This window comes from Asanoa sp. NPDC049573 (assembly GCF_040676615.1).
In the GTDB taxonomy this organism is placed as follows: domain Bacteria; phylum Actinomycetota; class Actinomycetes; order Mycobacteriales; family Micromonosporaceae; genus Asanoa.
Window position 1 is genome coordinate 84,853 of record NZ_JBFAPI010000005.1, and the last position, 24,445, is coordinate 109,297.

Annotated in this window: 23 protein-coding genes; 12 read left to right on the forward strand and 11 right to left on the reverse strand. The window is 69.0% G+C overall.

The features are described from left to right. The first annotated feature begins 16 nt into the window (after positions 1-16). Positions 17-1,186 (forward strand): MFS transporter, encoded by a 1,170-nt coding sequence (locus tag AB0J74_RS13310; RefSeq protein WP_363447950.1) that lies wholly within the window; start codon positions 17-19, stop codon positions 1,184-1,186. Between the two features lie 120 nt (positions 1,187-1,306). Here AB0J74_RS13310 and AB0J74_RS13315 read toward each other — a convergent pair whose 3' ends face one another. Genes AB0J74_RS13315 through AB0J74_RS13325 form a run of 3 tightly spaced genes read right to left on the reverse strand, consistent with a single transcriptional unit; the run spans position 1,307 to position 4,656 of the window. Continuing rightward, positions 1,307-3,040 (reverse strand): glycosyltransferase, encoded by a 1,734-nt coding sequence (locus AB0J74_RS13315; protein ID WP_363447952.1) that lies wholly within the window; start codon positions 3,038-3,040, stop codon positions 1,307-1,309. A gap of 4 nt (positions 3,041-3,044) precedes the next feature. Beyond that, positions 3,045-4,082, reverse strand: a complete 1,038-nt coding sequence (locus AB0J74_RS13320) for a glycosyltransferase family 2 protein (RefSeq protein WP_363447953.1) — start codon at positions 4,080-4,082, stop codon at positions 3,045-3,047. A 58-nt stretch (positions 4,083-4,140) separates the two neighbouring features. Beyond that, positions 4,141-4,656: a hypothetical protein gene (locus AB0J74_RS13325; protein ID WP_363447955.1), complete on the reverse strand. Its 516-nt coding sequence runs from the start codon at positions 4,654-4,656 to the stop codon at positions 4,141-4,143. A 78-nt stretch (positions 4,657-4,734) separates the two neighbouring features. Between AB0J74_RS13325 and AB0J74_RS13330 the strand changes: the two genes are divergently transcribed. Both AB0J74_RS13330 and AB0J74_RS13335 read left to right on the forward strand, forming a co-directional pair. Beyond that, the gene (locus tag AB0J74_RS13330) at positions 4,735-5,967 is read left to right on the forward strand and encodes a GNAT family N-acetyltransferase (RefSeq protein ID WP_363447957.1); all 1,233 of its coding nucleotides are present in this window, start codon (positions 4,735-4,737) and stop codon (positions 5,965-5,967) included. Between the two features lie 15 nt (positions 5,968-5,982). Then, a complete protein-coding gene (locus AB0J74_RS13335) occupies positions 5,983-6,393 on the forward strand; it encodes a hypothetical protein (protein ID WP_363447959.1) in 411 nt (136 codons plus the stop codon). A 12-nt stretch (positions 6,394-6,405) separates the two neighbouring features. Here AB0J74_RS13335 and AB0J74_RS13340 read toward each other — a convergent pair whose 3' ends face one another. Both AB0J74_RS13340 and AB0J74_RS13345 read right to left on the reverse strand, forming a co-directional pair. Next, complete coding sequence (locus AB0J74_RS13340) at positions 6,406-6,798, reverse strand: hypothetical protein (RefSeq protein WP_363447962.1); 393 nt, start codon at positions 6,796-6,798, stop codon at positions 6,406-6,408. Between the two features lies 1 nt (position 6,799). Next, a complete protein-coding gene (locus tag AB0J74_RS13345; protein ID WP_363447964.1) occupies positions 6,800-7,573 on the reverse strand; it encodes an SDR family oxidoreductase in 774 nt (257 codons plus the stop codon). Positions 7,574-7,756: 183 nt separating this feature from the next. Here AB0J74_RS13345 and AB0J74_RS13350 point away from each other — a divergent pair, with 183 nt between their 5' ends. Continuing rightward, positions 7,757-9,430 (forward strand): enoyl-CoA hydratase-related protein, encoded by a 1,674-nt coding sequence (locus AB0J74_RS13350; protein WP_363447966.1) that lies wholly within the window; start codon positions 7,757-7,759, stop codon positions 9,428-9,430. Here the strand turns inward: AB0J74_RS13350 and pepN are convergent, their stop codons facing one another. Next, complete coding sequence (gene pepN, locus AB0J74_RS13355) at positions 9,431-11,989, reverse strand: aminopeptidase N (protein WP_363448360.1); 2,559 nt, start codon at positions 11,987-11,989, stop codon at positions 9,431-9,433. 196 nt (positions 11,990-12,185) lie between these two features. On the opposite strand from pepN, the gene AB0J74_RS13360 reads away from it, so the two are divergent. The 5 genes from AB0J74_RS13360 (at position 12,186) to AB0J74_RS13380 (ending at position 15,731) form a co-directional block, all read left to right on the forward strand. Then, the gene (locus AB0J74_RS13360; RefSeq protein ID WP_363447968.1) at positions 12,186-12,812 is read left to right on the forward strand and encodes a DsbA family protein; all 627 of its coding nucleotides are present in this window, start codon (positions 12,186-12,188) and stop codon (positions 12,810-12,812) included. Positions 12,813-12,888: 76 nt separating this feature from the next. After that, positions 12,889-13,146: a hypothetical protein gene (locus tag AB0J74_RS13365; RefSeq protein ID WP_363447970.1), complete on the forward strand. Its 258-nt coding sequence runs from the start codon at positions 12,889-12,891 to the stop codon at positions 13,144-13,146. A gap of 54 nt (positions 13,147-13,200) precedes the next feature. Next, entirely contained in the window at positions 13,201-14,388 is a 1,188-nt protein-coding gene (locus tag AB0J74_RS13370; RefSeq protein WP_363447971.1) for a DUF1015 family protein, read from the forward strand. A 13-nt stretch (positions 14,389-14,401) separates the two neighbouring features. After that, complete coding sequence (locus AB0J74_RS13375) at positions 14,402-14,872, forward strand: ribose-5-phosphate isomerase (RefSeq protein WP_363447973.1); 471 nt, start codon at positions 14,402-14,404, stop codon at positions 14,870-14,872. A 58-nt stretch (positions 14,873-14,930) separates the two neighbouring features. Continuing rightward, a complete protein-coding gene (locus AB0J74_RS13380; RefSeq protein ID WP_363447974.1) occupies positions 14,931-15,731 on the forward strand; it encodes a hypothetical protein in 801 nt (266 codons plus the stop codon). Here AB0J74_RS13380 and AB0J74_RS13385 read toward each other — a convergent pair. Next, on the reverse strand, positions 15,728-16,381 hold the full coding sequence (locus AB0J74_RS13385) for an AAA family ATPase (protein WP_363447975.1): 654 nt from the start codon (positions 16,379-16,381) through the stop codon (positions 15,728-15,730). The two genes, AB0J74_RS13380 and AB0J74_RS13385, sit on opposite strands and share 4 nt — an antisense overlap. Positions 16,382-16,495: 114 nt before the next feature. Between AB0J74_RS13385 and AB0J74_RS13390 the strand changes: the two genes are divergently transcribed. Then, positions 16,496-16,978: a carboxymuconolactone decarboxylase family protein gene (locus AB0J74_RS13390; protein ID WP_363447976.1), complete on the forward strand. Its 483-nt coding sequence runs from the start codon at positions 16,496-16,498 to the stop codon at positions 16,976-16,978. A gap of 21 nt (positions 16,979-16,999) precedes the next feature. On the opposite strand, the gene AB0J74_RS13395 is transcribed toward AB0J74_RS13390, so the two are convergent. Further along, entirely contained in the window at positions 17,000-17,905 is a 906-nt protein-coding gene (locus AB0J74_RS13395; protein WP_363447977.1) for a sulfotransferase, read from the reverse strand. Between the two features lie 86 nt (positions 17,906-17,991). Further along, the gene (locus AB0J74_RS13400) at positions 17,992-18,561 is read right to left on the reverse strand and encodes a hypothetical protein (protein WP_363447979.1); all 570 of its coding nucleotides are present in this window, start codon (positions 18,559-18,561) and stop codon (positions 17,992-17,994) included. Positions 18,562-20,166: 1,605 nt separating this feature from the next. Between AB0J74_RS13400 and AB0J74_RS13405 the strand changes: the two genes are divergently transcribed. After that, the gene (locus AB0J74_RS13405) at positions 20,167-20,637 is read left to right on the forward strand and encodes a hypothetical protein (protein ID WP_363447981.1); all 471 of its coding nucleotides are present in this window, start codon (positions 20,167-20,169) and stop codon (positions 20,635-20,637) included. A 174-nt stretch (positions 20,638-20,811) separates the two neighbouring features. After that, on the forward strand, positions 20,812-22,230 hold the full coding sequence (locus AB0J74_RS13410; protein ID WP_363447982.1) for a HEPN domain-containing protein: 1,419 nt from the start codon (positions 20,812-20,814) through the stop codon (positions 22,228-22,230). A 118-nt stretch (positions 22,231-22,348) separates the two neighbouring features. Here AB0J74_RS13410 and AB0J74_RS13415 read toward each other — a convergent pair whose 3' ends face one another. Together AB0J74_RS13415 and AB0J74_RS13420 are read right to left on the reverse strand one after the other, a co-directional pair. Continuing rightward, positions 22,349-23,416: a hypothetical protein gene (locus AB0J74_RS13415; protein ID WP_363447983.1), complete on the reverse strand. Its 1,068-nt coding sequence runs from the start codon at positions 23,414-23,416 to the stop codon at positions 22,349-22,351. A 1-nt stretch (position 23,417) separates the two neighbouring features. Further along, positions 23,418-24,437: a DUF262 domain-containing protein gene (locus AB0J74_RS13420; RefSeq protein WP_363447984.1), complete on the reverse strand. Its 1,020-nt coding sequence runs from the start codon at positions 24,435-24,437 to the stop codon at positions 23,418-23,420. Positions 24,438-24,445 lie beyond the last annotated feature (8 nt).

Genomic DNA, 24,445 nt, shown 5'->3' on the forward strand with positions numbered 1-24,445 from the left:
GGCTAGGCTGGCGGTCGTGCGCAATGTCGCTGTCACGGCCTTCGTCTTCTGGACCGTCATGCTCGGGACGACAGTGCCAACACCGCTCTATCCGTTGTACGAGCGGTCGTTCGGCATCGTCCCGGTCGAGGTCACGGTCCTTTTCGCGGTGTACGCCATTGGCGTGGTCGTCGGCCTGCTCACGCTGGGCCGGCTCTCCGACCAGATCGGCCGCAAGCCTGTGCTCGCCATCGCGCTGCTCCTCTCGGCCGTGGCCGCCAGCCTGTTCCTGGTCTCCGACAGCCTGACGCTGCTGCTCGTCGCGCGCGTCATCTCCGGTTTCTCGGCCGCCCTGGCCACCGGCGCCGGCACGGCCGCGATCGGCGAACAACTGCCGGCGAGCCGCAAGTGGCTCGGCCCGGTGCTCGCGCTGCTGGCCAACATGGGCGGCCTGGCCTCCGGGACGATGCTCGCCGGCATCCTGGCCCAGTGGGCCGGCCACCCGCTGCGGCTGAGCTGGATCGTCGACCTGGCCCTGCTCGGCGCCGCCCTGGTCGGCCTGGTCACGGTGGCCGAGACGGTCCGGCGCACCCGCCCGACGTTCCGCTTCCAGAGGCTGAGCGTCCCACCCGAGATCCGCGGCGAGTTCGTCCGGGCGTCGGCGTCGGCCGGCGCCGGCTTCGCCGTGCTGGGCGTGCTGACCTCGGTGACCGGCATCCTGCTGGGCACGGAACTGGGCCGCGACGATCCGGCGTTGACGGGTTTCGTGGTCTTCCTGGGCTTTGTCTTCACCGCGGCGGGCCAGCTCATCGACCGCCGGCTGCCGCCGCGGGTGTCGCTGCCGGCCGCATGCGTGGCGCTGGTGGTGGCGGCCGGGTTGATCGCTTGGGCGGTGCTGGGTGCGGCGCTGGCGCCGCTGCTGGCTGCCGCTGTCGTGGTGGGTCTTGGCACGGGTAGCGCGGTCAGCGCGGGCCTGCGGTCCATCGCCACCGGCGTGCCGGCAGAGCGCCGCGGTGAGGCCTTCTCGGCGTTCTTCGCGATCCTCTACACGGTCCTGGCCGTGCCGGCGATCGGTGTCGGCCTGGTCATCGAGTACGCCAACCTCCACTGGGCCGGCGGCATCTTCAGCCTGATCGTGGCCTTGCTGGCCCTCACCGTGTTGATCAGCCTCAGCCGCCGCCAGCGCCCGGCAAAGCTGTCGGCGTAGCTCGACTTTTCGCGTGGCCCGGCTTTCCGGCGCCTTGACTTTGGGGCGGCTTGGCTTTGGGGGCGGCCGGCTTTCGCGTGGCTTGGGCTTCCACGCGGCGCGGCCTTGCGGCGCTGGCGGCTAGGCCGAGGCGCCGAGTGGGACGCCGAACTCGGCGTAGGGCGGCAGCCCCGGCCAGCGGGCGAACGCGGCGTCGAGGAAGTAGCGCTCGCCCGGGTCCCAGGTGTGCCCTTGCGCCCGGCGGTGGTAGACGTAGCCGAACGGATGCGTGCGGTAGACCAGCCCACCGCCCGCCTTGACCCGGGTGATCAGGCCCAGGTCGACCGACCGCGGCACCGGCCGCCAGCCGCCCGCGTTCTCGAGATCACCGCGCCCGATCAGGATCGTGCCGCCGGCGACCACCTCCGCGTAGGACTCGGAATTGCCTGACTTGCGGCGGATCGTTTCGTCGCGTTCCTCGAGGTGTACGAACTCGGCGCCCTTGCCGACCAGCGTCGCACCGGAGAAGTGGCGGGCCAGGACCAGGTCCCAGACGTGCTCCGGGCCGTAGGTGTCGTCGTCGTCGACCTTTGTCACCAGGCTGCCGTTGGAGCGGGCTGTCGCCAGGCCCAGCGCGGTGCCGAAGTCGACGCCCGCCGGCACCTCGACCACCGATGCCGGGCGTTCGCTCTTCGCCGCCCAGGCCGTCAACGCCGGCGGCGCCGCGCAGCCGTGCAGGCCGACGACGATCTCCAGCTCCGGATAGGTCTGCTTGTCGAGCGCCTCCAGCACCGGAGCCACCCGTTCCGGGCGGCGGGTCATCAGGATCGCGCTGACCGTGGGCAGGGTGCCGAGCAGCGGGAAGGCGCCGGCGACCAGACGGGGCAGCACCAGGCCGGTCGCGTGGCCGCGCAGCGCCGCCCGGCGTTGCCGCACGCTGTGCGCCTCCAGCGCCACCGGGTCGTCGCCGGCGGGCAGCGGCTCGGCCAGCACGGCGGCCAGTTCGGGGGAGAGCAGCGTCGCGACGGCGGTCGGCAGGTCGTCGACCCGCAGCACGGCGCCGGTCGCCGCGATCTGCACCAGCAGGGTCGCGACCTCTCTGGGGTCGGAGGCGCCGGCCAGCCCGGTGGCCGAGACCGTGGCCACGCGGCGGAGCATCTCGACCGTCGAAGCGTCGAGGCCGGCGCCGTCGAGCCGGCCGGACCGGCCGTTCGCACCGGGGGCGCCACCCAGCACCAGGCGTACCCGCGCGTCGGCGGTCTTGTCCGCCCTGGCCCTGGGGTTGATCCGGATCGCGTCGAACAGGACCGCGCCGTCGGTGGGCAGCGCGATGCCGGCCGCCGCCGGGTCGGCCTCGCCGTCGGTGAGCAACACGTCGGTCGGGCGGATCTCGTCGGGCGACGGCAGGGCGCCGACGTGTGCGGTGGGCGGCAGGTACGCGGGCAGCGCCCCAGCGGCGGCCACGTCGAGGCTGGCCGGCATCGGCAGCGGGCGCACCGGCACCAGCGCGGCCAGCGCGCTGCGGACCACGTCACGCAGCGGCAGTGGCTGGTGCAGCCGGAGCGTGACGGTGGCCAGGCCGCGGCGGCGCAGCGGCAGTGAGACCCGGTGCCGCCGGAGCCTCGGCAGCGGGTCGATCGCGCCCGACCAGCCGGGCCGGATCGCCTGCCAGGGGAGCATGATCCGTACGGCGCGGACGGGTGTCGCCGACGCCGGGGTGGCCATCAGGTCGCGCAGGTGACCGGGTGTCCCGGCGACCAGCAGCACCCGCTGGCGGGGCAGCCGGATCATCCGCAGGCCGATCGCCCGGGTCAGGCGTGCGAGGCGGCCCTTGGGTGGTGGGCAATCGATGAGCGACCAGGATGACGACGACACGCGGTCAGGGTACGGCGTCCGGAACCGGCGGCTTCGTCGTGTCCCGCTGCCGCGGCGGTGCCACCCGGCGGGCGGCCTGGGTCTGCATCCGGCGCCCCGCGCGCAACGCCTCGAACAGCAGGAACGCGTTGCGGGCGACCAGCCGTTGCTTGACGCCCTCGTCGCCGTGCGGGAACTCGTACCCGCCCGCCGGCCGCTCGGCGCGATAGAAGTCGACCAGCCGGCCGAAGAACTCGCGGCGGCGCGGCCGCGGCACCCGCGCGGAGTGGTTGAGCACCTGCAGCTGGTGCCAGACCGCCCGGGCGAACAGCGGCGCGCGCAGCTCCTCGGCCTGCCGGTCGTCGATGAAGTGGAAGACGAACCCCCACTGGTCGAAGACGTCGAAATGCCGGTCGCTGACCGTGCGGGTGATCGAGCCCGTGTCCCGTTGCCGGTAGCCGTAGGAATAACGGTCCAGCAGCGTGATCCGGTCAGCGGCGATCATGAGCGGCAGGGAGAACGCGACGTCCTCGTACCAGCCGGGCCGGAACGCCAGGCCCAGTTCGACCAGGAGCTGCCGGCGGATCACCTTGTTGCAGGCGATGTGCAGGAGCTTGATCAGACCCGGCAGCTCCGCGAGCCGGAACGCGGCGGGCGCCGGCCCGGCCCCGGTGACCGGGCTGTGCCGGATCCTGCCGTCGGGGAAGACCCGGGCGAAACCCGTGATCAGCAGGTCGGCGTCGGTCTCGGCGAGCCGCTTGGCCACCGCCTCCAGGGTGCCCTCGGTGAGCCAGTCGTCGCTGTCGACGAACCAGACGTAGTCACCGGTGGCCGCGGCCAGCCCGGCGTTGCGGGCGGCGCCCAGCCCACGGTTGGTAGGGAGCGTCAGGACCCGGACCCGGTTGTCGCGGGCGGCGTAGCCGGCCAGGATCGCGGCGGACCCGTCGTCGGACGCGTCGTCGACGGCGACCACCTCGAAGTCGGCGAAACCCTGGTCGAGGATCGAGTCGAGGCACGCGCCGAGATAGTGCTCGACCCGGTAGACCGGAACGATGACGCTCACCAGGGGCATCCGAACCTCCCGCGCAGGGAACGCGGGACAGTGTACGGCTCACCCGCACCTAGAAAAGCCCGGCGACCCACGTCCAGGCGTCTACCACCCAGTCGATGGACCGTAGGTAGGCGAAGCCCACCCCGGCGAGGAAGACGGCCATTACGAGGTGCGCGCCGCGCGCGGAGCGGCGTACCCGGCCGAGCTGCTTTTCGAGAATGACCCGGCCGACCACCCGGGCCAGCGCGTAGAGCCCCAGCGCGACCAGCCCGGTCAACACGAAGAGGGCGACCGGGGTGCCAAGGTTGCCGCCGTCGGAGATCGCCCAGAGCCCCCAGCAGACGAAGGCGAACAGAGCGCCGATCAGGCTCAGCCCGGCGCCGCGCCGGAACAGCCGGATCTCCTCGCTGAACACCGGCCGCGGTATCGCACCGGTGTTGTCGCCGGGCCAGCCCGTACCCGTCGGAATGTGGGGTTGGTTCTTCGGGCCTGGACCCACCTGGGCCCGCCCCCGCCGGAACGGGTTGTCACCCTCCGGCGGCATCTCGACGGTGCGCTCGGCCCACGGCTCGCGTTGGTCGGTCATCGCGCCCCCCTTCTGACGCCAGGGTAGCGAGCCGGCAAACCGGTCGCCTTCAAGCCGACATTCGGGTACGCAGGAAGCATGACTTCCCTCGATGTGGCGGTAAGGCCGGCGAACCCTGACGACATCGACCCGATCGCCACCATGCTCGGCATCGTCTTCCACCACACCCAGGACCCGGAGGTGTGGGCCGTCGAGCGCCCGCTGCACGACCCGGCCCGCGGCCTGGTCGCGGTCGACGGCGACACCATCGTCGGCGCCGCGTCGTCGTTCGACCGCGAGATGACCGTGCCCGGCGGCGCGGCGGTGCCGTGCGCACACGTCACCGGCGTCGGCGTGTTGCCCACGCACCGCCGGCAGGGCATCCTGCGCCGGCTGATGGAGCGCCAGCTCACCGACCTGGCCGCCGCCGGCCGCGAGCCGATCGCGGCGTTGTGGGCCAGCGAGACGGCGATCTACCCGCGCTTCGGCTACGGCTTCGCCGGCCACCGGGTGCGGTTGCGGGCCGACCTGACGGGCACGGGCCTGCCGCCGGCCGCGCCGGGCCGCCTGCGCACCGGCACCCCGGCGGCGCTGCGCCCGGAGCTGGTCAAGCTCTGGGACGAGGTCCGCGGCAGCCGCCCGGGTTGGTCGAGCCGCGACGACAACTGGTGGACCTACCTGCTGGCCGACGTCGCTTCCGAGCGCGACGGCGCCGCTGAGCGCCTGGCGGTCGTCCACGCCGACGAGTCCGGCACCGTCGACGGTTACGCGACGTGGCGCACGAAGGGCGACTGGGGCGACAACGGCCCCGACGGCGAGGTCCGGGTCGACGAGGTGGTCGCCGCGACGCCCGCGGCCTACCAGGCCCTGTGGCGGTTCCTGTTCTCGCTCGACCTCACCCGCCGCCTGACGTTCGGTTACGCGACCCCCGACGAGCCGCTGTGGCACCTGGTCCCGGAGCCCCGCCGCCTGGGCGGCAACCTGGCCGACGGCCTGTGGGTGCGGCTGATCGACGTGGCCACGGCCCTGCGCGCCCGCGCCTACCGCACGCCGCTGGATGTGGTCCTGTCCGTGACCGACGCGATCCTGCCGGCCAACGCGGGCCGCTGGCACCTCACGGTCTCCGGTGGCGCTGTGACATGCGAGCCCACCACGTCGCCCGCCGACCTGGCCTGCGACGTGCTGGAGCTGGGCGCGGCCTACCTGGGCGGCACGTCACTGTCGGCGCTGGGCCGTGCCGGCCGGGTCACCGAGTTGCGGCCGGGCGCCCTGCTGGAGGCCGACGCGGCGTTCGGCTGGCACCAGGCACCGAGCGGATCGGAGGTCTTCTGAGTTACCGTCAGCCCCATGGGTGACAACGAGCGCCGCCGGCGACGACTCCGCCACCCGGCGGCGCGCCCGGTGCCGGAGCCACCACCGGCGCCGGACGAGGCCCTGCCGACGGCCGTCACCCCCGAGGTGCACGACCCGGCACCCGACGAGCTGCCACCGGCTCAGCGCCGCCCAGAGCAGCCGGAGCCGCGCCCGCGCCGCGGTGGCCTGCCGCCGTCGGAGGAACGCGAAGCCGAACGCGGCCTGCGGGGGCTGGTCGGCTCGGGCGCTTCGCAGGTCGGCACCACGGCCGCGATGCGCGCCCGCGACGCCTCCCGCCCCACCGCCGCCGAGGAGGCCGAGGCCATGGACCGCATGGTCGTCGTCCGCCGCAACTGGATCCCCAGAGAAGACCTCCCCCGTGGCGGCGGGCGTCCCAGGGCGTAGCGGTCCGCGGCGCTAGCCCGGCTGTGACGTCCCCCGGCCGGCCTGTACCCAGTCGAGATAGTCCTCGCCGGCGACACCGACGTTGACCCAGCGGTCCGGGCGTGCCGGCGTCATGTCCTGTGCGAGTCGTAATGCGTCCGAGCCGTTCTGGGCGGTCGCGAGGGTCCAGCCCCAGGCGCGGTCTTCGTCCGGGTACATCGGCGGGAGGCTGTCCAGGTCGCCGGTCTCTTCGCCGTCCAGGTCCTCGGCCACGTGGTCGTGGAGCGCGATGCCGGCCGCGCCGGGTGTGAGGGTCACCCAGCGGATGCCACGGCGGCCGGCGACGGTCACCGGGCCGAGGAACTGTTCGATGGCCGCGCCGCGGGCCAGGGCGCCCAGCGCGAAACGCTCCGTGAGATAGCGCATCCTAGAGCGACGTCGTCAGGCCGCCGTCGATGATGTGGTCGGCGCCGGTCACGTTGCCGGCGCGATCGCTGGCCAGCATGACGACCAGGGCCGCCACCTCGTCGGGGTGGGTGAAACGGTTCGTGACCGACTGGCCGGCCGCGGCGGCCTGGACGTCGGACGGGTTGCCGCCGGTTGCCGCCGCCACCGAGTGGGCCATGCCGTGTTCGCCCAGCCACAGGTCGGTTTCGACCGGGCCCGGGCTGACCGTGTTGACCCGGATGCCCTGCGGGCCGTACTCCTTGGACAGCGACTTGCAGAAGTTGAGCAGCGCGCCCTTCGCGGCGCTGTAGTCCATCACCAGCGGGTCCGGCAGCGTCGCGTTGACCGAGCAGACCGTCACGATCGTGCCGCGCCGCGACAGCAGTTGGGGGATGGCGGCGCGGGTCGCGCGGACCGCGGTCAGGAAGTTGATCGTGATGGTTTCCAGCCAGTCGTCGTCGGTGATCGACAGGAAGCCGTCGGGCCGGGAGTGGGTCGCGCCGACGTTGTTGACCAGGATGTCGGCGCCGCCCTGGGCGAGAGCGGCGTCGAGCAGGCGGGCCGGGCCGTCGGGTGTCGCCAGGTCGACGGCCATCGGGACGACCGACGAGAGCGCCGCCAGGTCGGGGGTGATCGTGCGGGAGCCGGCGATCACCGTCGCTCCTTCTTCGGCCAGGGCCCGGGTGATGGCCAGGCCGATGCCCTTGCCGGCGCCGGTGACGACCGCGGTCCTGCCTGCGAGATGAAGATCCACGTCATGAATCATCCCACCGGAAGGGTGGACTTTTCGTCCGTCGCGCGGCGACAGCGCCGCGGGTTAATCGACCCCGTGTCGAAATCTGGGTCGCGGTGGCTGCGCCGCCTCGCAAAGCCGGGCTCGGTCGTTGGAAATGACGACCGGATCGGGAGTTCTGCTTTGCTACCAAACAAACCGCGCGTGCTGCTGTTGTCCAACGGGTTCGGTGGCGCCACGATGGCGGCCTACTGCTGGCTCCGCGACCGGGGGATCGAGACCGCGTTCCAGCCGGCCACCGACGGTGCCGCCATGGTCGACGCCGACCGCCGTTACGGTCCGGATCTGATCTTCGCGCCCACGTTGACGAAACGGGTCCCGGACGAGCTGCTCGGGCGTGTGGTGATCAACCATCCCGGGCGGATGGGCGACCGCGGCGCCTCCTCGATCGACTGGGGACGGCTCCGGCGTGAGACCTTCGGCGGCACCACCCTGCTGCTCGCGGCCGACGGCTGGGACACCGGCGACATCGTGCACACGACGAGCTTCCGCTACCCGCCGGGGCCGGCGACCAAGAGCTGGATCTACGCCAACCTCAACCGCGCCGCGATGTTCGACGGGCTGGAGCGGCTCGTCCAAGGCCTGTCGACGCCGAGGCCGCTCGACTACGCGCACCCCGACGTGCTCGGCACCTGGAACGACGTGCTGCGCCAGGGCGACTGCGCCGTCGACTGGGCGCTGCCGGCCGAGGAGATCGTCTGGCGGGCCGCCGCCCGCGACGGTGCGCCCGGTGTCACCGCCGAACTGGCCGGCCGGCCGGTGCGGATCTTCGACGTGCACCCGGCCGGGGCGACCCGCTTCGAGCCGGGCCGGGTGGTCGGCTGGATCCTCGACGGCGCCATCCGGGTCGCGGCCGGGCCGGCCGACGGCGACGGGCTGCGCGGCAGCGTCTGGATCGGGTACGTGAAGGAGACCGGCTTCAAGCAGCCGGCCACCTGGTGGCTGCGGGATGCCGTCGAGCACCTGCCGGCGCAGCAGGGCAACCCGCAGCCCTACCGGCCGGTGACCACGCACCGCCGCGACCAGATCGCCATCGTGACCGCGGCCGCGTACAACGGTGCCTGGTCGACCCGGTTCTGCCGCACCGTTGCCGCGACCGTCACCGCGGCGGCGCGCCGGCCCGAGATCGATCTGGTCGTGCTGCGCGGCGGCGGTGGCGGGCCGTTCGGCAACGGCATCAACCTCAATCACGTGTACGGCTGCGCGGCGGGCGTGGAACAGGAGGCGCGCGCCAACATCCGGGCGATCAACGAGGTGGCCCTGGCGATGTTCCAGGCCCGCCGCGACGGGGTCCCGGTGATCGTGCTGCTCGACGGCGACGCCGGCGCCGGCGGCGCGTTCCTGTCGCTCTGCGCCGACGTCGTGGTCGCCGTGCCGGGGCGCACGTTCAACTACCACTACACCGGCATGGGCGGGCTGACCGGCTCGGAGTTCCACACCCTCACGCTGCCGGACCGGATGGCCGACGAAGCGGCCCGGGCCCGGCTGCTGCACGAGTGCCTGCCGCTCAGCGCGCACCAGGCGCAGCGGCAGGGACTCGTCGACTACCTGGTGCCCGAGGGGCTGCGGACGGGCGACCTGACCGACTGGATCCACGAGTTCGCGGTCAACTACCGGCACCCGGCCAAGCAGCTCGACCGCCAGCGGTGGCGGCCGCTGCCGACCGAGGCGGAGCTCGCCGCCACGCAGCAGCGCGAGCTCCGCCGGATCGACCAGGACTTCGCGAGCCCGGCGTTCCAGTCGGCCCTGTCGAACTTCGTCCTCAAGCGCGGCGGGCCGCCACCGCCCGCGACCGCCGAGTACCGCGGCGCCTACTAGCTAGCCGGCCGAACCCGCCGCGATGTCGCGCTGGCGGGCGCGCAGGGCGCGTTCGGTGCTGTCGCGCCCTTCGGCGACCAGCCGGCGCAGCGCCGCCGGCTGCCCTGACCTGGCCAGCCACGCGTCGGCGGCGGTGACCACGTCCTCGGTGATCGTGTAGGTCGGGTAGGCCATCACCACGAACTCCTGGCCGGGCTCGCTGTCGCGCAACGCCCACACCGCGTCGACCGACTCGAAGAACTTCGTCGCGTAGGGCGCGATCAGGTCGACCTGGGCCGGGTGCTGGAAGCCGCTCAGCAGCGCGCGGTTGCGCCAGTTGGGCAGCTCGGCCTGCTCGGTCAGGTGCCGCCACACGTTGGCCTTGTTCTCCGCGGTGGGGATCAGCGCGTGCGCCTCGGCCGCCTCGCGCTCACCGCTCGAGGTGCGGTCGTTGGCCAGTTCCGTGTCGATCTCGGCCGACGACGCGGCGCCGTTGGCGACCAGGGCACCGAGCAGCGACCAGCGGAACTCGGTGTCGATCGGCAGGCCGGCCGGGATGTTGTCACCCGACAGCCAGCCGCGCAGCGCGGCCAGGTGCTCGTCGGAGCGGGCCGCCGACGCGAACGCCCGGGCCCAGGCGAGCTGGAAGCCGCTGCCCGGATCCGCGGCGAGCATCGCGGTGCGGGCCGTGTCGGCGACCTGGGCCCAGCCGGTCGGCGCCCACTCCGGGTCGGAGTAGAACGACAGGGCGCCGCCGGCCTGCCGCAGCGTCGCGGTGACCAGGTTGATGTCGGACTCGGCGGGCAGGCCGGTCAGCACCAGCGCGACGTAGTCGCGGGCGGCCAACTCGGCGTCGCGCAGCATGTCCCACGCGGCGGCCCAACACAGGGCGCGGGCCAGCGACGAGTCGAAGCCGTCGATGTGTTGCACGACGGTGGCCATCGAGCGCTCGTCGAGGCGCAGCTTGGCGTAGGTCAGGTCGTCGTCGTTGAGCAGCAGCACGTCGGGTGCGCGTACGCCGGTCAGCTGTGGCACCGCGGTCTGCTCGCCGGTCACGTCGATCTCCAGCCGGTCGCGGCGGACCAGCTTGCCGTCGGCGTTGAGGTCGTAGAGGCCGACCCCGATCCGGTGGGTGCGCAGCGTCGGGTAACCCGCCGGCGCCTCCTGGAGCACCACGACCGACTCGTAGGAGCCGTCGTCACCGATGACCACCTGCGGGCGCAGCGTGTTGACCTGCGCGGTCTCCAGCCACTGGGCGGCGAACTTGCGCAGCTCGCGGCCGGACGCGGCCTCGAGCTCGCCGAGCAGGTCGTCGAAGGTGGCGTTGCCCCAGGCGTGCTTGGCGAAGTAGGCGCGCAGGCCGGCGAGGAACGGGTCGAGGCCGACGTAGGCCACCAACTGCTTGATGACCGACGCGCCCTTGGCGTAGGTGATCCCGTCGAAGTTGACCTCGACCGCTTCCAGGTCGGGCATCTCGCAGTAGACCGGGTGGGTGGAGCTGAGCTGGTCCTGCCGGTAGCCCCAGTTCTTGCGGATCGACAGAAACGTCGTCCAGGCGTCGGAGAACCGGGTGGCGTGCGTGTTGCACCAGTGGCTCGCCCATTCGGCGAACGACTCGTTGAGCCACAGGTCGTTCCACCAGCGCATGGTGACCAGGTCGCCGAACCACATGTGGGCCAGCTCGTGCAGGATCGTGTTGGCGCGCTGCTCGTACTCGAAATCGGTGACCTGCGAGCGGTAGACGTAGGCCGACTCGGCGTGCGTGACGCAGCCGAAGTTCTCCATCGCGCCGGCATTGAAGTCGGGCACCCAGAGCTGGTCGTATTTCGGCAGCGGGTAACGGACGCCGAAGTTGGAGTGGTAAAAGTCGAAGCCCTGCGTGGTGATCAGGTTGAGGGCGTCGGCGTCGAAGTACTGCGCCATGCTGGCCCGGCAGAAATAGCCGAGGTCGATGCCGTCGTGCGCGAAGCGCTCCTCGTGGTAGGGCCCGGCACACAGCGCGGTGATGTAGGTCGACATCCGCTCCGACCGCACGAAGTGGACGGTCTTGACCTCGTCGGCGCCCGCTTCGACCGAGTCGACCGGCATGTTGGAGATGACCTTCCAGTGGGAAGGCACCGTCGCGTGCCAGGTGTAGACCGATTTGAGGTCGGGCTGGTCGAAGGACGCGAACACGCGCTGTGCGTCGGCGGTTTCGAACTGGCTGTAGAGATAGGTCTCGCCGTCGACCGGGTCGACGCTGCGGTGCAGACCCTGGCCCGACGTCGAGTAGTTGAAGTCGGCGTCGACCACTAGTTCGTTGGCGGCGGCCAGGCCGGTGATCGTGAGGCCCTTGTCGGCGGCCCAGCCGCTGGTGTCGACCGCGTCGCCGTTGAGCGTCGCCGAGCGCACCGACGCGGCGGCCAACTCGATGAACGTGGTGGCGCCGGGCTCGCGGCAGTCGAACACGATTTTGGTCGTCGAGCGGAACGTGCGCGCGTCGCCCTGACCGGCCGAAGCCAGATCCAGACTGATGTCGTAGGACGTCACGTCGAGCAGCCGGGCCCGCTCGGCCGCCTCCGCCTGGGTCAGGTTACGCACACCAGCCACAGTCTGTTCTCCGTTTCACCGCTCGCAGGCCGAGCTTCTGGCCGACGACACTGTCAGTTCCGTCGAGTCTTCCATGCCCGTAAGAGCGAACCACGGTAACCCACGTCACGCGGGGCATCAGGTGCGGAAAGGGTCGGACGAGGGTGAATATCAGGGTAGGAACCCCATCCCCCGGAAGGCTTACGCCGTGTCCGATCGTCAAAGCGTCGACATGTATTTCGACCCCGCCTGTCCCTGGGCCTGGATCACCTCCCGGTGGCTGCTGGAAGTGGAGAAGGTCCGCCCCGTCGACGTCACCTACCGGGTGATGAGCCTGGCCGTGCTCAACGAGGGCCGCGACAACCTCGACGAGAGCTACCGGACATTCCTGCGCACCGCGTGGGGGCCGGTGCGGATCTGCATCGCCGCCGAGCAGAAATACGGCACCGCGGTGCTCCGCGACCTTTACACCGCATTCGGCACCCGGATCCACCTGCAGAAGCAGGAACGCGGACCCGAGTTGTACGCGGCCGCGCTGGCCGATGCCGGCCTGGACACCGCGCTGGCCGCTGCCGCCGACAGCACCGACTACGACGAGGCGCTGCGGGCCAGCCACGCGGCCGGCATGAAGCCGGTCGGCATGGACGTCGGCACCCCGGTGATCCACGCTCCGGGTCCGGACGGCGGCCGGGTCGCGATCTTCGGCCCGGTGGTCACGCCGGCGCCCAAGGGCGAGGCCGCCGGCAAGCTCTGGGACGGCGTCCTGCTGGTGACGAGCACCCCGGGCTTCTTCGAGCTCAAGCGGACCCGCGACGTGGGTCCGATTTTCGACTGATCGGACCCTTTCCCGCCGGCCGACCGATTCGTTGCGTAGGGTGTCCGATTGGCACCCTCGCATCGAAGGATCTCTGATGTCAGATCAGATCGCCGGCGCTGCCTACTGGTCGGTCGACGAAGGTCGCTGGGAGACGCTCGCCCCGGCCCTGCCCGACTACTGCGCCGACCTGCTCGCCACGCCGATCTTGGTCGGTGCCGCGCCCCGCGGGACCGACGCGGTCGCCGCCCTCCCGGGCCTCGCGCCGCCCACCGGATCCGACCCGACCGCGCTCGACCGGCTCGACATGCTGGTGTCGTTCCCGCGCGAAGCGCCGGTCGCGGCCACAGCCTGAGACGGCACCCGGGTGTCGGTCGTCACGCCGGCGCCCATCGGTAGCGTTTCGGACATGACGATCGTGCACCCGATCGCCCGGGCCTGGATCACCACCGGCGGCACCGGCGCGCAGAACTACGACGAGTTCGCCGACGACAACGAGATCACCGCGATCATCGCCGACAACCCGCGCAGCGCGCTCGCGATCGAGATGCCGCACCGGGCACCCGGCGCCGGCGGCTCCTTCCTGGACGCGCTGCCGGCCGCCGCCCAGCGGCTCGCCGACGCCAAGGACGACGGCAGCTACACCCCGGCCGACGGCGTCGTGGTGCTCTACCGGATCACCGCTCCCGGTGAGGAGCCGGCCTACGGCATGTTCGCCACGGTCGACACCGACCAGATCTCGACCAGCGCCGACGAGCCCGGCCTGGTGATCCGCAACGAGGACGTGTTCATCGAGAAGGTGCGCGAGCGGGTCGCTCTGGCCGAGGCGGTCGGGCACCTGCTGTCGCCCGTACTCCTGCTGCAGACCGGTGGTGGCGCGCAGTTGCAGGCCGCCCTCGCGGCGGCGTGCGACGCGGCCGGCGCGCCCGCGGCGACCGATCTCGACCAGGCCGGCCGCACCCACGCGATCTGGCCGCTCGGCCCCGGCGCGACCCAGGACGAACTGCTCGCCCTGGCCAGCGGCGGCGACCTGGTCGTGGCCGACGGCAACCACCGCAGCCTGGCCGCCCAACTCGGCAAGCTGCCCCGCTTCCTCGCCGTGATCACCACGCCGGCGTCGGTCGCGATCCAGCCCTACAACCGCCTGGTGTCGGAGCTGACCCTGACCCCGGCTTCTTTGGTCGACGCGCTGCGTGCGGCGGGCGCCTCTGTCACCCCGGTCTCAGATCTCAACCCCACGTCCGTCATCTTGTACGCCGCCGGCACCGCCTACGCCGTCGAGTTGCCGCACGACCCCAGCGCCGGGCCGGTCGACAACCTCGACCACGCGCTCGTCGAGCGGGTCATCCTGCGCGACGCGCTGGGCCTGGAGCCCGGTGACAAGGGGATCACCTATGTCGGTGGTGACTACCCCGCCTCGTGGCTGGTCGGCGAGGTCGACGCGGGCCGCGCCGAGCTGGCGATCCTGATCGCGCCGGTCACCGTCGACGACTTCGTGGCGGTCAACCTGGCGCGGGCCAAGATGCCGCGCAAGAGCACCTGGTTCACCCCGAAGGCGCGGGGTGGCCTGGTGCTCGCGGAGCTGGGCACGCACTGAGAGACTGCTGACCATGCGCGTCTACCTCGGCTCCGACCACGCCGGCTACGAGCTCAAGTCCCATCTGGTCACCCACCTCGCGACAAAGGGCTACGACGTGGTCGACGTCGGTGCGCACGTCTACGACGAGGGCGACGACTATCCGGCGTTCTGCCTGCACACCGGCGCCCGGGTGGTCGACGACCCCGGGAGCCTCGGCATCGTGATCGGCGGCTCGGGCAACGGCGAACAGATCGCGGCAAACAAGATCAAGGGTGTACGGGCGGCGCTGATCTGGAACGCCGACACGGCGCAGCTGTCCCGGGCACACAACGACGCCAACGTGGCCGGGGTCGGCGCGCGGCAGCACACCCTCGACGAGGCGACGGCCCTGGTCGAGACGTTCCTGTCGACGCCGTTCTCGGGCGCCGAGCGGCATGCCCGGCGGATCGCCGAGGTCGCTTCCTACGAGACGAGCCAGGAACTGCCGGCGCTGCCGGACTAGGTCTCGCGGCGGTCCTCCCGGGGCAGCGAATTTCCTCGTCGTCAAGGAGGATCCGGCCATGGATCTGGCTTCGGGTGGCAGGCGCGCCGGCGCCGGCGTCGTGGTGGCGGTGCTGCTGGCGGCCGCCGCGGTGCTGTGGCGGCTCGGCTACATCGGCCCCGACGCCACGTCACCGATCGTGTCACCGGCGCCCGCGCCAGCCGTTGCCGCGGCGGGTCCGCAGATCGTCGCGGCGTACGGCATGCCGATCGGCTACGGCGAGGTTGCCGCCCAGGTGATCGACCCGACCACCGGCGACTACCGCACGGTCGCGGGCAACCTGCACACGGTGTCGCCCGACCTGCGCTGGGCGATCATGTCGGTCGAGCGGGTCGGCGAGTTGCCGCAGCTCTTCGACTTCTGGCTCTACGACACGGTGCACGGCCGCCGGGCGCTGCACCTGGGTCAGCTGCCCTACAGCCACGTCCGCTGGTCCGCCGACGGCAGGTGGCTGTCCTTCGCCCGGGTGAAAGCCGCGAACAAACAGGACCACTGCGCAGACCAGGTCCGCTTCGTCGAGGTCGAAACCAGCCGCGAAACGAAGGTCGCACTCGAGTGCGACCACGACCGGGTGGTGCCGCTCGGCTGGACCGACGCCGGACTGTCGTTCGGCACAACGGTGGTCCGGCCAACCGGCGAGGTGGTCGCGACCCCGAGCACGCCCGCGGTGTACGGCCCGCACCCGCTCGCCGCGGACTCACCAGCCGACGCCGGTCTCCGCCAACTGGCCGGCGACGGCGCCCAGGTGTTCCTGGCACCGGCCGCCGCGCTGCCCGCCGCGGCGGCGGCAAGGGCCGTTCCGGCGCCCGACCGCTTCTAGCCGGCGCGCCGGACGAGGGCGGCAACCTCGTCGGCCAGCGCGTCGGGCGGGCGGGTCGCGTCGAGGATGTGGGTCGCGCGCGCTTTCTGGGGGAGCACGAGGCGTCGGTGTGCGGGCAGCAGCGTGTCGGTGAGGTAGGGCTCGCGGTTCTCCGCGGCCGGTGGGCGACTCAGGCGGCGCTGGATCAGCTCCTCCTCCGGAAGGTCGAGGTAGACCCGGACGTCGAAGCTCCGGGCGGTGGCCGGGTCGTGCAGGGCGAGGTGTCCGACGAGCAGGACCACCGGCGCCGGGACGAGGCGGCGGCTCGCCGTCGCGGCGGCGCGGCTCTCGCGTGACCGGGCGTCGACGACGGTCGGCCTTCCGGCTCGGAGGTCGGCCAGGTGACCCCGCAGGTCGTCCCAGCGCCACAGAGCCGGGTCGTCCCAGTCGGTCACGGTCCGGCCGGTGGCGGCGAGTGCCGCCCGACCGATGACGAGGTCGTCGAGCGAGAGCACGGCCAGGTCGGCACCGAGCCGGGCCGACAGTCCATTGGCGAGCGTGGTCTTGCCACTGGCGGTCGGCCCGGTGACGGCGACGAAGAGAGGCCGCCTCACCTCGTGGCCGCGCGCTGACGCGTCGCCGGCCATCCAGCGCGCGCCCTCACCGCTCACGGCGCCGATGCTAACTGCCGACCGTGCGATGGCGCGGGTCACAAGGCGCCGCTGTCACAGCGATCGGCCCGCCGGCATCTCGTGTTCGTCACCGACACGAGTGAGGACGAGGCCATGGAACCCCGATTCAACCTGTTCGACAGCCCGACCGCCGCGAAGGCCGCGAAGCGCTTCTTCGCCGCCTCCAAGGTTCTCGACGAGTCGAGCCTGTCGAAGACCACCCAGGAACTGGTGTCGCTGCGGGCGAGCCAGATCAACGGCTGCGGCTGGTGCGTCGACGTGCACACCAAGGAGGCCGCGGCGGCCGGTGAGACCGCGCTGCGGCTCAACCTGGTCGCCGCGTGGCGGCACAGCAGCGTGTTCACCGAGGCCGAGCGGGCGGCGCTGGCGTTCGCCGAGGAGGGCACCCGCCTGGCCGACGCCGACCAGGGCGTCTCCGACGAGACCTGGGCCGCGGTCCGCAAGCACTACGACGACGACCAGGTCGGCACCCTGATCTGCCTGATCGCCATGATCAACGCCGCCACCCGGATGGGCGTGATCGTCCATCAGCAGGGCGGCACCTACGAGCCCGGCATGTTCGCCGCACTCGACTGACCGGCGGGCGCGTCATCCCGGCTATGCGTACCCCATGGCCGGGATGACGCCATCGAGTGCGCGTTCGACGTACTCCCGTGTCGCGGTGTCGAACTGGTCTTTGCGGTTTTCCAGTATCCGCGACTCGAACGTCGAGCTGGTCGCGAAGTCGTCGACGCCGAGTCGGTCGAACAGGGCGCGTCGCTGCCCGGGCCAGTCGGCGGCGAGATCCTCGGCCTTGACCTCCACATACCTTTTGCCGGTGAGGTCGGCCGTGCCCTTCCAGGCGAGCCACCGGTCATAGACCGGCATGACCCAGGCGAGCGCGCCGTCGACCGTGGGCGGTGCCCACGGCTGGTCGATGTGGGACGCGACCACGGCGACCGGGTGGCGCTTGACGTGCACGATGGTCGCCTCCGGGACGAGCTCCCAGAGGAAGTCCATACACAGCAGGTTGAACGGCGTCTTCTCGCACCAGGTCGCCTTGCCCGCGTCGGCCGCCGCACCGCAGAACATCGTGTCGACCGCGCGCCGCAGGATCTGGATCAGTTCGCCCCGGTCGCTGAAGTAGCGGGGGATGGTCCGCCGTTGACCCTCCGGCTCGTCGTAGGTGACCGCGACGAGCTCCGACAGGAGCGTTGTCACCGCGTCCCAGTAGTGCCGCTCGCCGAGGATCTCGGGAAAGGTGTAACCGCGATCCCGGTCCCGCCGGTCGGCCAGGCGCACGGTCAGCAGATCGCTCAGCCGCTGGAAGGCCTCTTCGCCGACGATAGGGTCGTATCGACACGTCAGCGCGTCGGCCAGATCCCGCAACCCACCCGGATCGGGGATGAACCGGGTCTCGATCGGAACCCGGTGGATCTGCGGATGCTGCCCGATGATGTCGGCGAGCTGCGATGTTCCCGAACGACCGGTGCCCGCTACGAAGACCGGTGATGGTGCGGCCATGCCGCCGAGCTAAGCCCCGGCAAACCCAGGACGCAAACGAAATAAGGCGCCGTTGTGGGGCACCGGTTGTCGGTTTGCCGTAGGCGTCAGACGCAATCCCAGAAGAAGCGGCCTTCGCGGAGGTCCGGCGAGAGGAAGCCGTATCCGGTCCCTCCGCCGAAGTTGAGGGCGTAGGGGTCGTCGGGTCCTTGACCTTCCCCGCCGTCGAGCTGGAAGTGGAACCGCCAGTCGGTCGGTATCCCCTGAAGGTCGCTTTGCCACAGGTGGGGCTTGCCCCCGACATAGCTGTAGGGCGGAAGCGGGCTGGCGTCTTCGACGACCGCGTCGGGTACCTCCAGCAGCACGCCTGCCCGTTCCGCCTCTTGGCGTGCGATATCCGCATCCAGAGTTGCCTCGGCGGCTGGGTCCGGTGGGACCAGGTCCACGGCGAGTTCGACGCCCACATGTTCGTCCCATGTCATGCCCCGTCGCCACAGGGACGGACCGGTGGCCGTCTCGGTCGTAGCGATGAAGGGTGGGAGGCGCCCGCCGGGTTGTACCAGGAGCGCGTTCTCGCCGGCCTCCGCGTCGAAGGTCTCGGCGGGGCCGTCGGTAATGAACAGGTAGGCAAGGCACGTTGGTTCACCGGGGATGGGGATCTGCCCGACGAACATCATGGGCGTTCCTAGGCTGCGAGACAGCGGCCAGGTGGATGGCCCCAGCCATACGGGTTGGCCGCCCAGCTTCGCTCGCGGGGCGTGGATGGGCGAATCGACCGGTCGCAGTCGCATCTGCAATCGGGGAAGCAGCCAGGCATCGCCAGGACCGTTGCAGTCCTGCTGAACGGTGACGCGGACCGGCACTCCACTCATCAGGCGATGCTAGGCGGGGTCGAGTGGCATCGGCAGTCGCGCGAGTTGCGACGGACCGCCAGCGGATGCCGCCACGATTCTCGATCTTCAACCTGTTCGCTGCCTTCTCCGGGCTTCGCTGGGGCGAGCTTGCCGCGCTGCGCCGTTGCGACGTCAACCTCGAAGCGAGAGCGTTGACGTCCACCGAAGGCTCGCGGCGCTGTCGGGACAGCGGAGACCGTCGCGGGCGTCCGGTCGGTTGCCCTATCTGGAGTCGCCACCGACGCACTTAGAGATCATTTCGCGGCGGGATACGTCCCTGACGTGCCGGAGGCGTTGATCTTCACCGGCGACAAAGGTGCCCTGCCCCGTTTCGGCAACTTCCGCCGAGCGAACCGCTGGTCCGAGTCGACCGGCGCGGCCGGCCTCGGCGAAGCTTCCACTTCCACGATCTCGGCAACACCGTCGCCGCGGTGGCCGGCGCCGACACCCAGGAACTCATGACCCAACTTGCCAGTCGAGCATGCGCGGCGCTCGGCTGCCAACACGCGGCCGGTGGCCGCGAGATCCCGACGGCGATGGACAAGCGGATCAAACGCCAAACAGCGTCGCCTACCGACGACCGTGACCACCGGTACGTGGGGTGTCCGGGGCTCGGCCCCGGAGCCGGAATGGCTCAATCTCTTATGACCGCAGGTCATAAGAGATTGAGCGGGCGACGGGAATCGAACCCGCACCGTCAGTTTGGAAGACGTTGGCCGGCGAGGTCGCCGAGCATGAAACCGCAGCTCGGCGGCCTGGTCGTCGTGTCCGTGGGTGACCCCTGAAGACCGCTTGTGGCACGGTCTACTGGCACGCGTATGGCACGCCGATCTTCGTTCCTTCCACCCCCTCCGCCGGCGGCCGGATCTCCTCGGTCGGGCAGGTCAATCCCTGCGCGGGGTTCTCCGGTCGGGTCAAGGCTCGCCGAAGGCGACCGCGAAGCGGCTCGGCCTTGACCCGACCGGAGGTTCACGAGTAGCGGTCCCGATGCACGATCGAGGAGATCCCCACCGGACGCTGATCTCCGAGGAGAGCCAGGGTCCGAGGCGGCGCCCCGCACACGATCTGATCCGTCCACTACGGACCGTGTACCTTCGCGTGGTGGCCCGTCACACCTGTGCAGAGTGTGGATATGAATACAACGAGGCTCAATTCCAGCGAATGCCATTGGGCGAACGACAGTGCCCGGAGTGTGGATCTTTAAGGGTAAGTGCCGAGGTCTCTGCGTCGGTCGCGCTGGGCGTCGCTGAGATCGAGGTGGCGTCGATTCAGGTCAGCACCAGCCTGTGGCGGAGTTGGATCGCGATCGCAATCGATCAAGGGCAGGCAGCGCGTCGGATTCGGCACGAAGCCACGCGTCCGGCCCAGGGCAACGGCCTACACGAGCGGATGCGACGGGAGTTCGAAGCGTCGTTGATCGCTGTCGCTGCGTCGGCGCATGCCTTAGACGCGCTCTATGGCTCCACGGTGGTTCCGGCGTCGGTCCGCCAAATCTGGGCATCGAAGGGCACCAAGCGGCACGGGAAGATACGCGAGGCGCTGAAGCTCGTGTTCAACACCGGTGCCGTCAACGCCAGGTGGGCCGTCGACTTCGCTTGGTTGTTTGACCTTCGCGACGCAGCCGCTCATCCCGAGGAGAAGCCGAAAGCGTCTGTCCCACACCCTCTGGGTACGAACACGGCGCCTGAGTACGTCGACTACTCGGTGGAGTCCGCTGAGAGGGCTGTGGAGCTGGCCCTCTCAGTCCTGCGTTGGTGCGTCGAGCACCCGCGGAGCGCCCAGCCCGATGTTGTGAGATGGGCAGCATCGCACCAGTCTGCGGTCGCCGACTTAGAAAGCCTGTGGGGACAGCATCGGTAGACCGATCGAAGGCAGACGCGGCCGGCCGGTGCGCGGAGGGCCAGAGGCCCAAAGCGCAGCCGAGCCGGCACGGTCGCGCCGCGCTTGCGCGGCGCCTTGATCCTCTACAGCCAGATTCGGCAACGCCTGTGTCGTGCATATTGGCGTCCATCCGCTACGCACAGAGGAGGAAAGTTGAACGAGCTAAACGAAAATGGAATATTCTGGCTTCCGGAAGCGGAGGATAATCCATTTCCGGGCCACCTGGAATACAGCCCCGAAGCGGGATGCCACCTTAACGTGGTAAGCCAACCCAGCTTGCCCCGTCGGGCTGAGAGCGTCCCGCGCATCCTCGGGGTAGTTCGCAATCAGAAGGTTACGCTTTTGGGCTGTCAGCGCTTTGGGGAAAGTTTCTACGGCTCGGGTCTTAGTTACGAGCGGTACCTCGTCCGGCATTTCTTCTCTGGTCTTTCGTATATTCCGGAAGACCGTCCCGTGTTCACCACGATCCAAGCCCAGTATCACAACTTCGCCGAGTGGCTCGAGGACACTGGCTTCGCGGAAAATGAATCGAGGCCGCCGGGCGACCTGGCGATCAACTACATCAAGCCAGAATCACTGTCCTCGGAATTCTCCAAAGGCAAGGTATTCATCGACTTTCTTTGGAAGGAAGGAGACCAGGGTTCACGGAGGCGAAGCATCGAGGAGTTGCCGATCGTGCGCCTCCAATATGACGAGCCGCAGCAATTTGATGAGATCCTGCGAGACGCTAACATCATTGAGAACCTTATCACCCTCTGCGTCGATAGCCCGAGTCCGAGGACGGCCGCAAAATTCCAACGCGCGGATCTGCCGCAGCGAAGCCTCGCCGGAAACGCCTTTCCCAACACGCAAGATCCCATCGAATACTTCAATGAACCAGTCGAAAAGGCTTCTAAAGCGAAGGTCGTAGATCCACACTCCATGCTTATCCGTATGGAGGACATCGGCGGTGTCGAAGCCCTGTCTCGATGGTTGGACCGCGCGGGTGATCTGGGATACGTGCTGGGACTGCTTATGTCAGCCCGAACGACACAGTGGTCCTACGTTGAGAACCGCTTCTTCAACCTGGCAGGGGCGGCAGAGGCTTTCCACCGTCTTGCGTTTGGAGGCACCCGCCTTCCGGATGATAGGTTCGCGCTCCTCCGCGGCCTCGCGATTGCGAGCATGCCCGACTCCAAGGGGAGAAGCTGGATAAAGTCGCATCTGAGATTTAACGAACCGACGCTCGCGCACCGGCTCGAGGAGCTGGCCTCCACGGTCTCACCTGTCGCCGACGCGGTCGTGGACGACCAGAAGAGTTGGGCGGTGACAGTTGCTGAGGTCCGCAATAAGCTCGTACACATGAGCTCGCCCGGGCATCACGGATTCGATGGCGGGACCCTGCTGTTCCTTTACGAGTCCGTCTTTGCTGTCACGAGGGCCGCAATTCTCCGTTACGCGGGTGTGGAGGATGGCGCCATCCGGCACATAGCCACTTCCCACAGAACTACCTGGTACAAAGAAGGGGTAAAAGAGGCGCTGCAACAGGCCCGTGAGGTCTTGGCGCGCTCCAAGCTCGGCGCGGTCGATTAATCCACACTGGTGGGAGACTGCGGTCTGAAGATCTTAGATTGTGCGCAGACGTGCGTCCAACTAATCGGATCCGCATCTCCCGCGTCCGCGTTTACGCAGCTAAACCCCAATCCTATCGCTAGCCCACGGTAGAACCGTCTTCTTCTGGCGACACCTGGGTGACATCGCCGTCTTCATCGTCGGTTGACGGCGAGGCGAGGCGGCGAATTTCTGCATCGTTTAGCGCGGGATAATCGGCGAGCTTAGCTGAATCTGAAAGGGCCACTACCGCGCTTACGCAGACGGCTGCCGACACGTCTTCCGGCTCCACCTCGTTCCGGTCGGCGTAATCACGGATTATCGCTCGAAAGCTGGCGCTTTCCAGGATCGTGTGCAGTTGCTCGGCGTTTGTGATTCCGATCTCCGCCAGAGCACTTACACATTCGCTTGCTCGACGTAGCGGCAGGAGCAGCGGTTTCGGCCCTAAACGCGCAGCGTCTGGGCGCGCAACAGCCATGAAGGCAAGGAACTTCGCCGAATCAAACCTCTCGATTGTCGGCCCACTTTCTTTGTATCGCTGACTCTGAATGGCAACCAGGCCGTTTATGTCGGTCGTAAGCGCATCGAACTCACGATCCACCATTTCGAGAGTCGCCGCAGCGGCGTTGAATCTCCTTTTAAGATTCTCCGGCCATTCGATGCCCGACTTGTATCTCAAGAAGTGTTCTGCCTCTGCCCATGCGTGCTCGATAATTGTCCGAACCTGAACCTCGACCTTTGTTCGGCTTAAGAGCTCAGACACCGGCCCAATTTCCGCGGGCTTGTGAATCGCCAAGACGAGGTGAACACTCCTGTAGCCGAACTGGCTGACGCCTAAAGCGCGCCTCTTGTCGATGGAGTTCTTGTCGTCGACGTCGAACTTGGACTTTAGGCGGGTAACGACGTCCTCGATGTCCCCTGAAAAGCTCGTGATTACCCGAGCGCCCAGGATGTCGGTCATCTGGCTCGCTGGGTCCTTATAGCCCTTTCGCCTGATCTTCGCGTAAACAGAATCTGGTGCTTTTGCTCGCACCTCGATGGAATGGATATTGAGTGGCCGAGGCCTAAGCGCCTCCGTCAACTCGCCCTTTGCAAGGGCTGCGGCATCCTTGAGGGCCGGATAGTTGGCTTCATAAGCGGCCACCCATTGTGCGGCTGTGGCCTCCATTTCACATGCCTTGCAGGAGCAGCTTGACCAGGATCTGTATGCGCGTCTTTCTGGGCTGTACGTTGTCGGTTTGACGGCTCGCGGCTCTGAGATACCGCGCCGCCGTGCGATCGGGCTGCTCCTCTTGGAGCTGCTGATCGAATGCTTCAAGTGTGGTTCGGGTAGTCTCGACGGAGAGATCTTCAAGGTGCTCGCCTTGGTCCGAGACCTCATCGAGAGCGCCTATGAGTGCGTATACGTTTGCTCTACTTCTGAGCTGCATAGCGCCCAGCGACGGAAGCGCTTTTGAGATAAAGGACGTGTACTCTAGCAGCCGCTCTCGGAGATCATCAGCATACTCGAACTCGTCCTTATACTGCCCAAAATATAGTTCAACCGTTTTCTTCTTGTCTTGAGGTCCTTCAAGGAGAAGTATCGCGAGTTCTGCAGCGAACTCGTCTGCGAGGCGGCGCCGTTGCGCTTGCAGACTGAAGGTTCTGTTGGCTGTCCAGAACTCCCAGCCTCCGACTTCTTCGCAGAAATCCTTAAACTTGCCGACGTTCACCGCGTGCCGCTGTTCCTGGGCATTGAGCTTGACCACGTAGCGATTCATCCTGCGGAACATGTCGCGGATGTCCTCGTCGTTGTAGCCACCCAATTCCTCGATTACGAAGTCGTAGCCCAGCAATCTCGACCGCGAGTCGTCGCTGAGGTCACGCCATTTCTTTCCATACCACGGACTATCCAGGTCGGATTCCGTCAGCGAAAACTTGTTCTTTATGAAATCGAAAACCGCCCGCAACCGCTGCTGGCCGTCGATTACCTCGTAGGAGGTTCGACCGGTTTGCGCGTTGATCGTTCTTCCAAAGAACAATAGAGGGATCGGCCGGTTCTTTAAGATAGTGTCAACTAGGTATGCTTTAGCTGGCCGCGGCCAAACGGCGGTCCGCTGATATTCGGGGGCTACAGTTAGTTGCTTGCTCTCCTCCAGTTGGAGCAGGAGAGCAACATCCTTCGTCGTCGTCGATCGGGTTTCCGGCATTCTAAGCC

Coding starts and splice junctions, on each gene's coding strand:
- AB0J74_RS13325 (WP_363447955.1), bottom strand. CDS start 4,656: ATGACCGACCAACGCGAGCCGTGGGCCGAGCGCACCGTCGAGATGCCG.
- AB0J74_RS13330 (WP_363447957.1), top strand. CDS start 4,735: ATGACTTCCCTCGATGTGGCGGTAAGGCCGGCGAACCCTGACGACATC.
- AB0J74_RS13335 (WP_363447959.1), top strand. CDS start 5,983: ATGGGTGACAACGAGCGCCGCCGGCGACGACTCCGCCACCCGGCGGCG.
- AB0J74_RS13340 (WP_363447962.1), bottom strand. CDS start 6,798: ATGCGCTATCTCACGGAGCGTTTCGCGCTGGGCGCCCTGGCCCGCGGC.
- AB0J74_RS13365 (WP_363447970.1), top strand. CDS start 12,889: ATGTCAGATCAGATCGCCGGCGCTGCCTACTGGTCGGTCGACGAAGGT.
- AB0J74_RS13370 (WP_363447971.1), top strand. CDS start 13,201: ATGACGATCGTGCACCCGATCGCCCGGGCCTGGATCACCACCGGCGGC.
- AB0J74_RS13375 (WP_363447973.1), top strand. CDS start 14,402: ATGCGCGTCTACCTCGGCTCCGACCACGCCGGCTACGAGCTCAAGTCC.
- AB0J74_RS13380 (WP_363447974.1), top strand. CDS start 14,931: ATGGATCTGGCTTCGGGTGGCAGGCGCGCCGGCGCCGGCGTCGTGGTG.
- AB0J74_RS13390 (WP_363447976.1), top strand. CDS start 16,496: ATGGAACCCCGATTCAACCTGTTCGACAGCCCGACCGCCGCGAAGGCC.
- AB0J74_RS13395 (WP_363447977.1), bottom strand. CDS start 17,905: ATGGCCGCACCATCACCGGTCTTCGTAGCGGGCACCGGTCGTTCGGGA.
- AB0J74_RS13400 (WP_363447979.1), bottom strand. CDS start 18,561: ATGATGTTCGTCGGGCAGATCCCCATCCCCGGTGAACCAACGTGCCTT.
- AB0J74_RS13405 (WP_363447981.1), top strand. CDS start 20,167: ATGCGACGGGAGTTCGAAGCGTCGTTGATCGCTGTCGCTGCGTCGGCG.
- AB0J74_RS13415 (WP_363447983.1), bottom strand. CDS start 23,416: ATGGAGGCCACAGCCGCACAATGGGTGGCCGCTTATGAAGCCAACTAT.
- AB0J74_RS13420 (WP_363447984.1), bottom strand. CDS start 24,437: ATGCCGGAAACCCGATCGACGACGACGAAGGATGTTGCTCTCCTGCTC.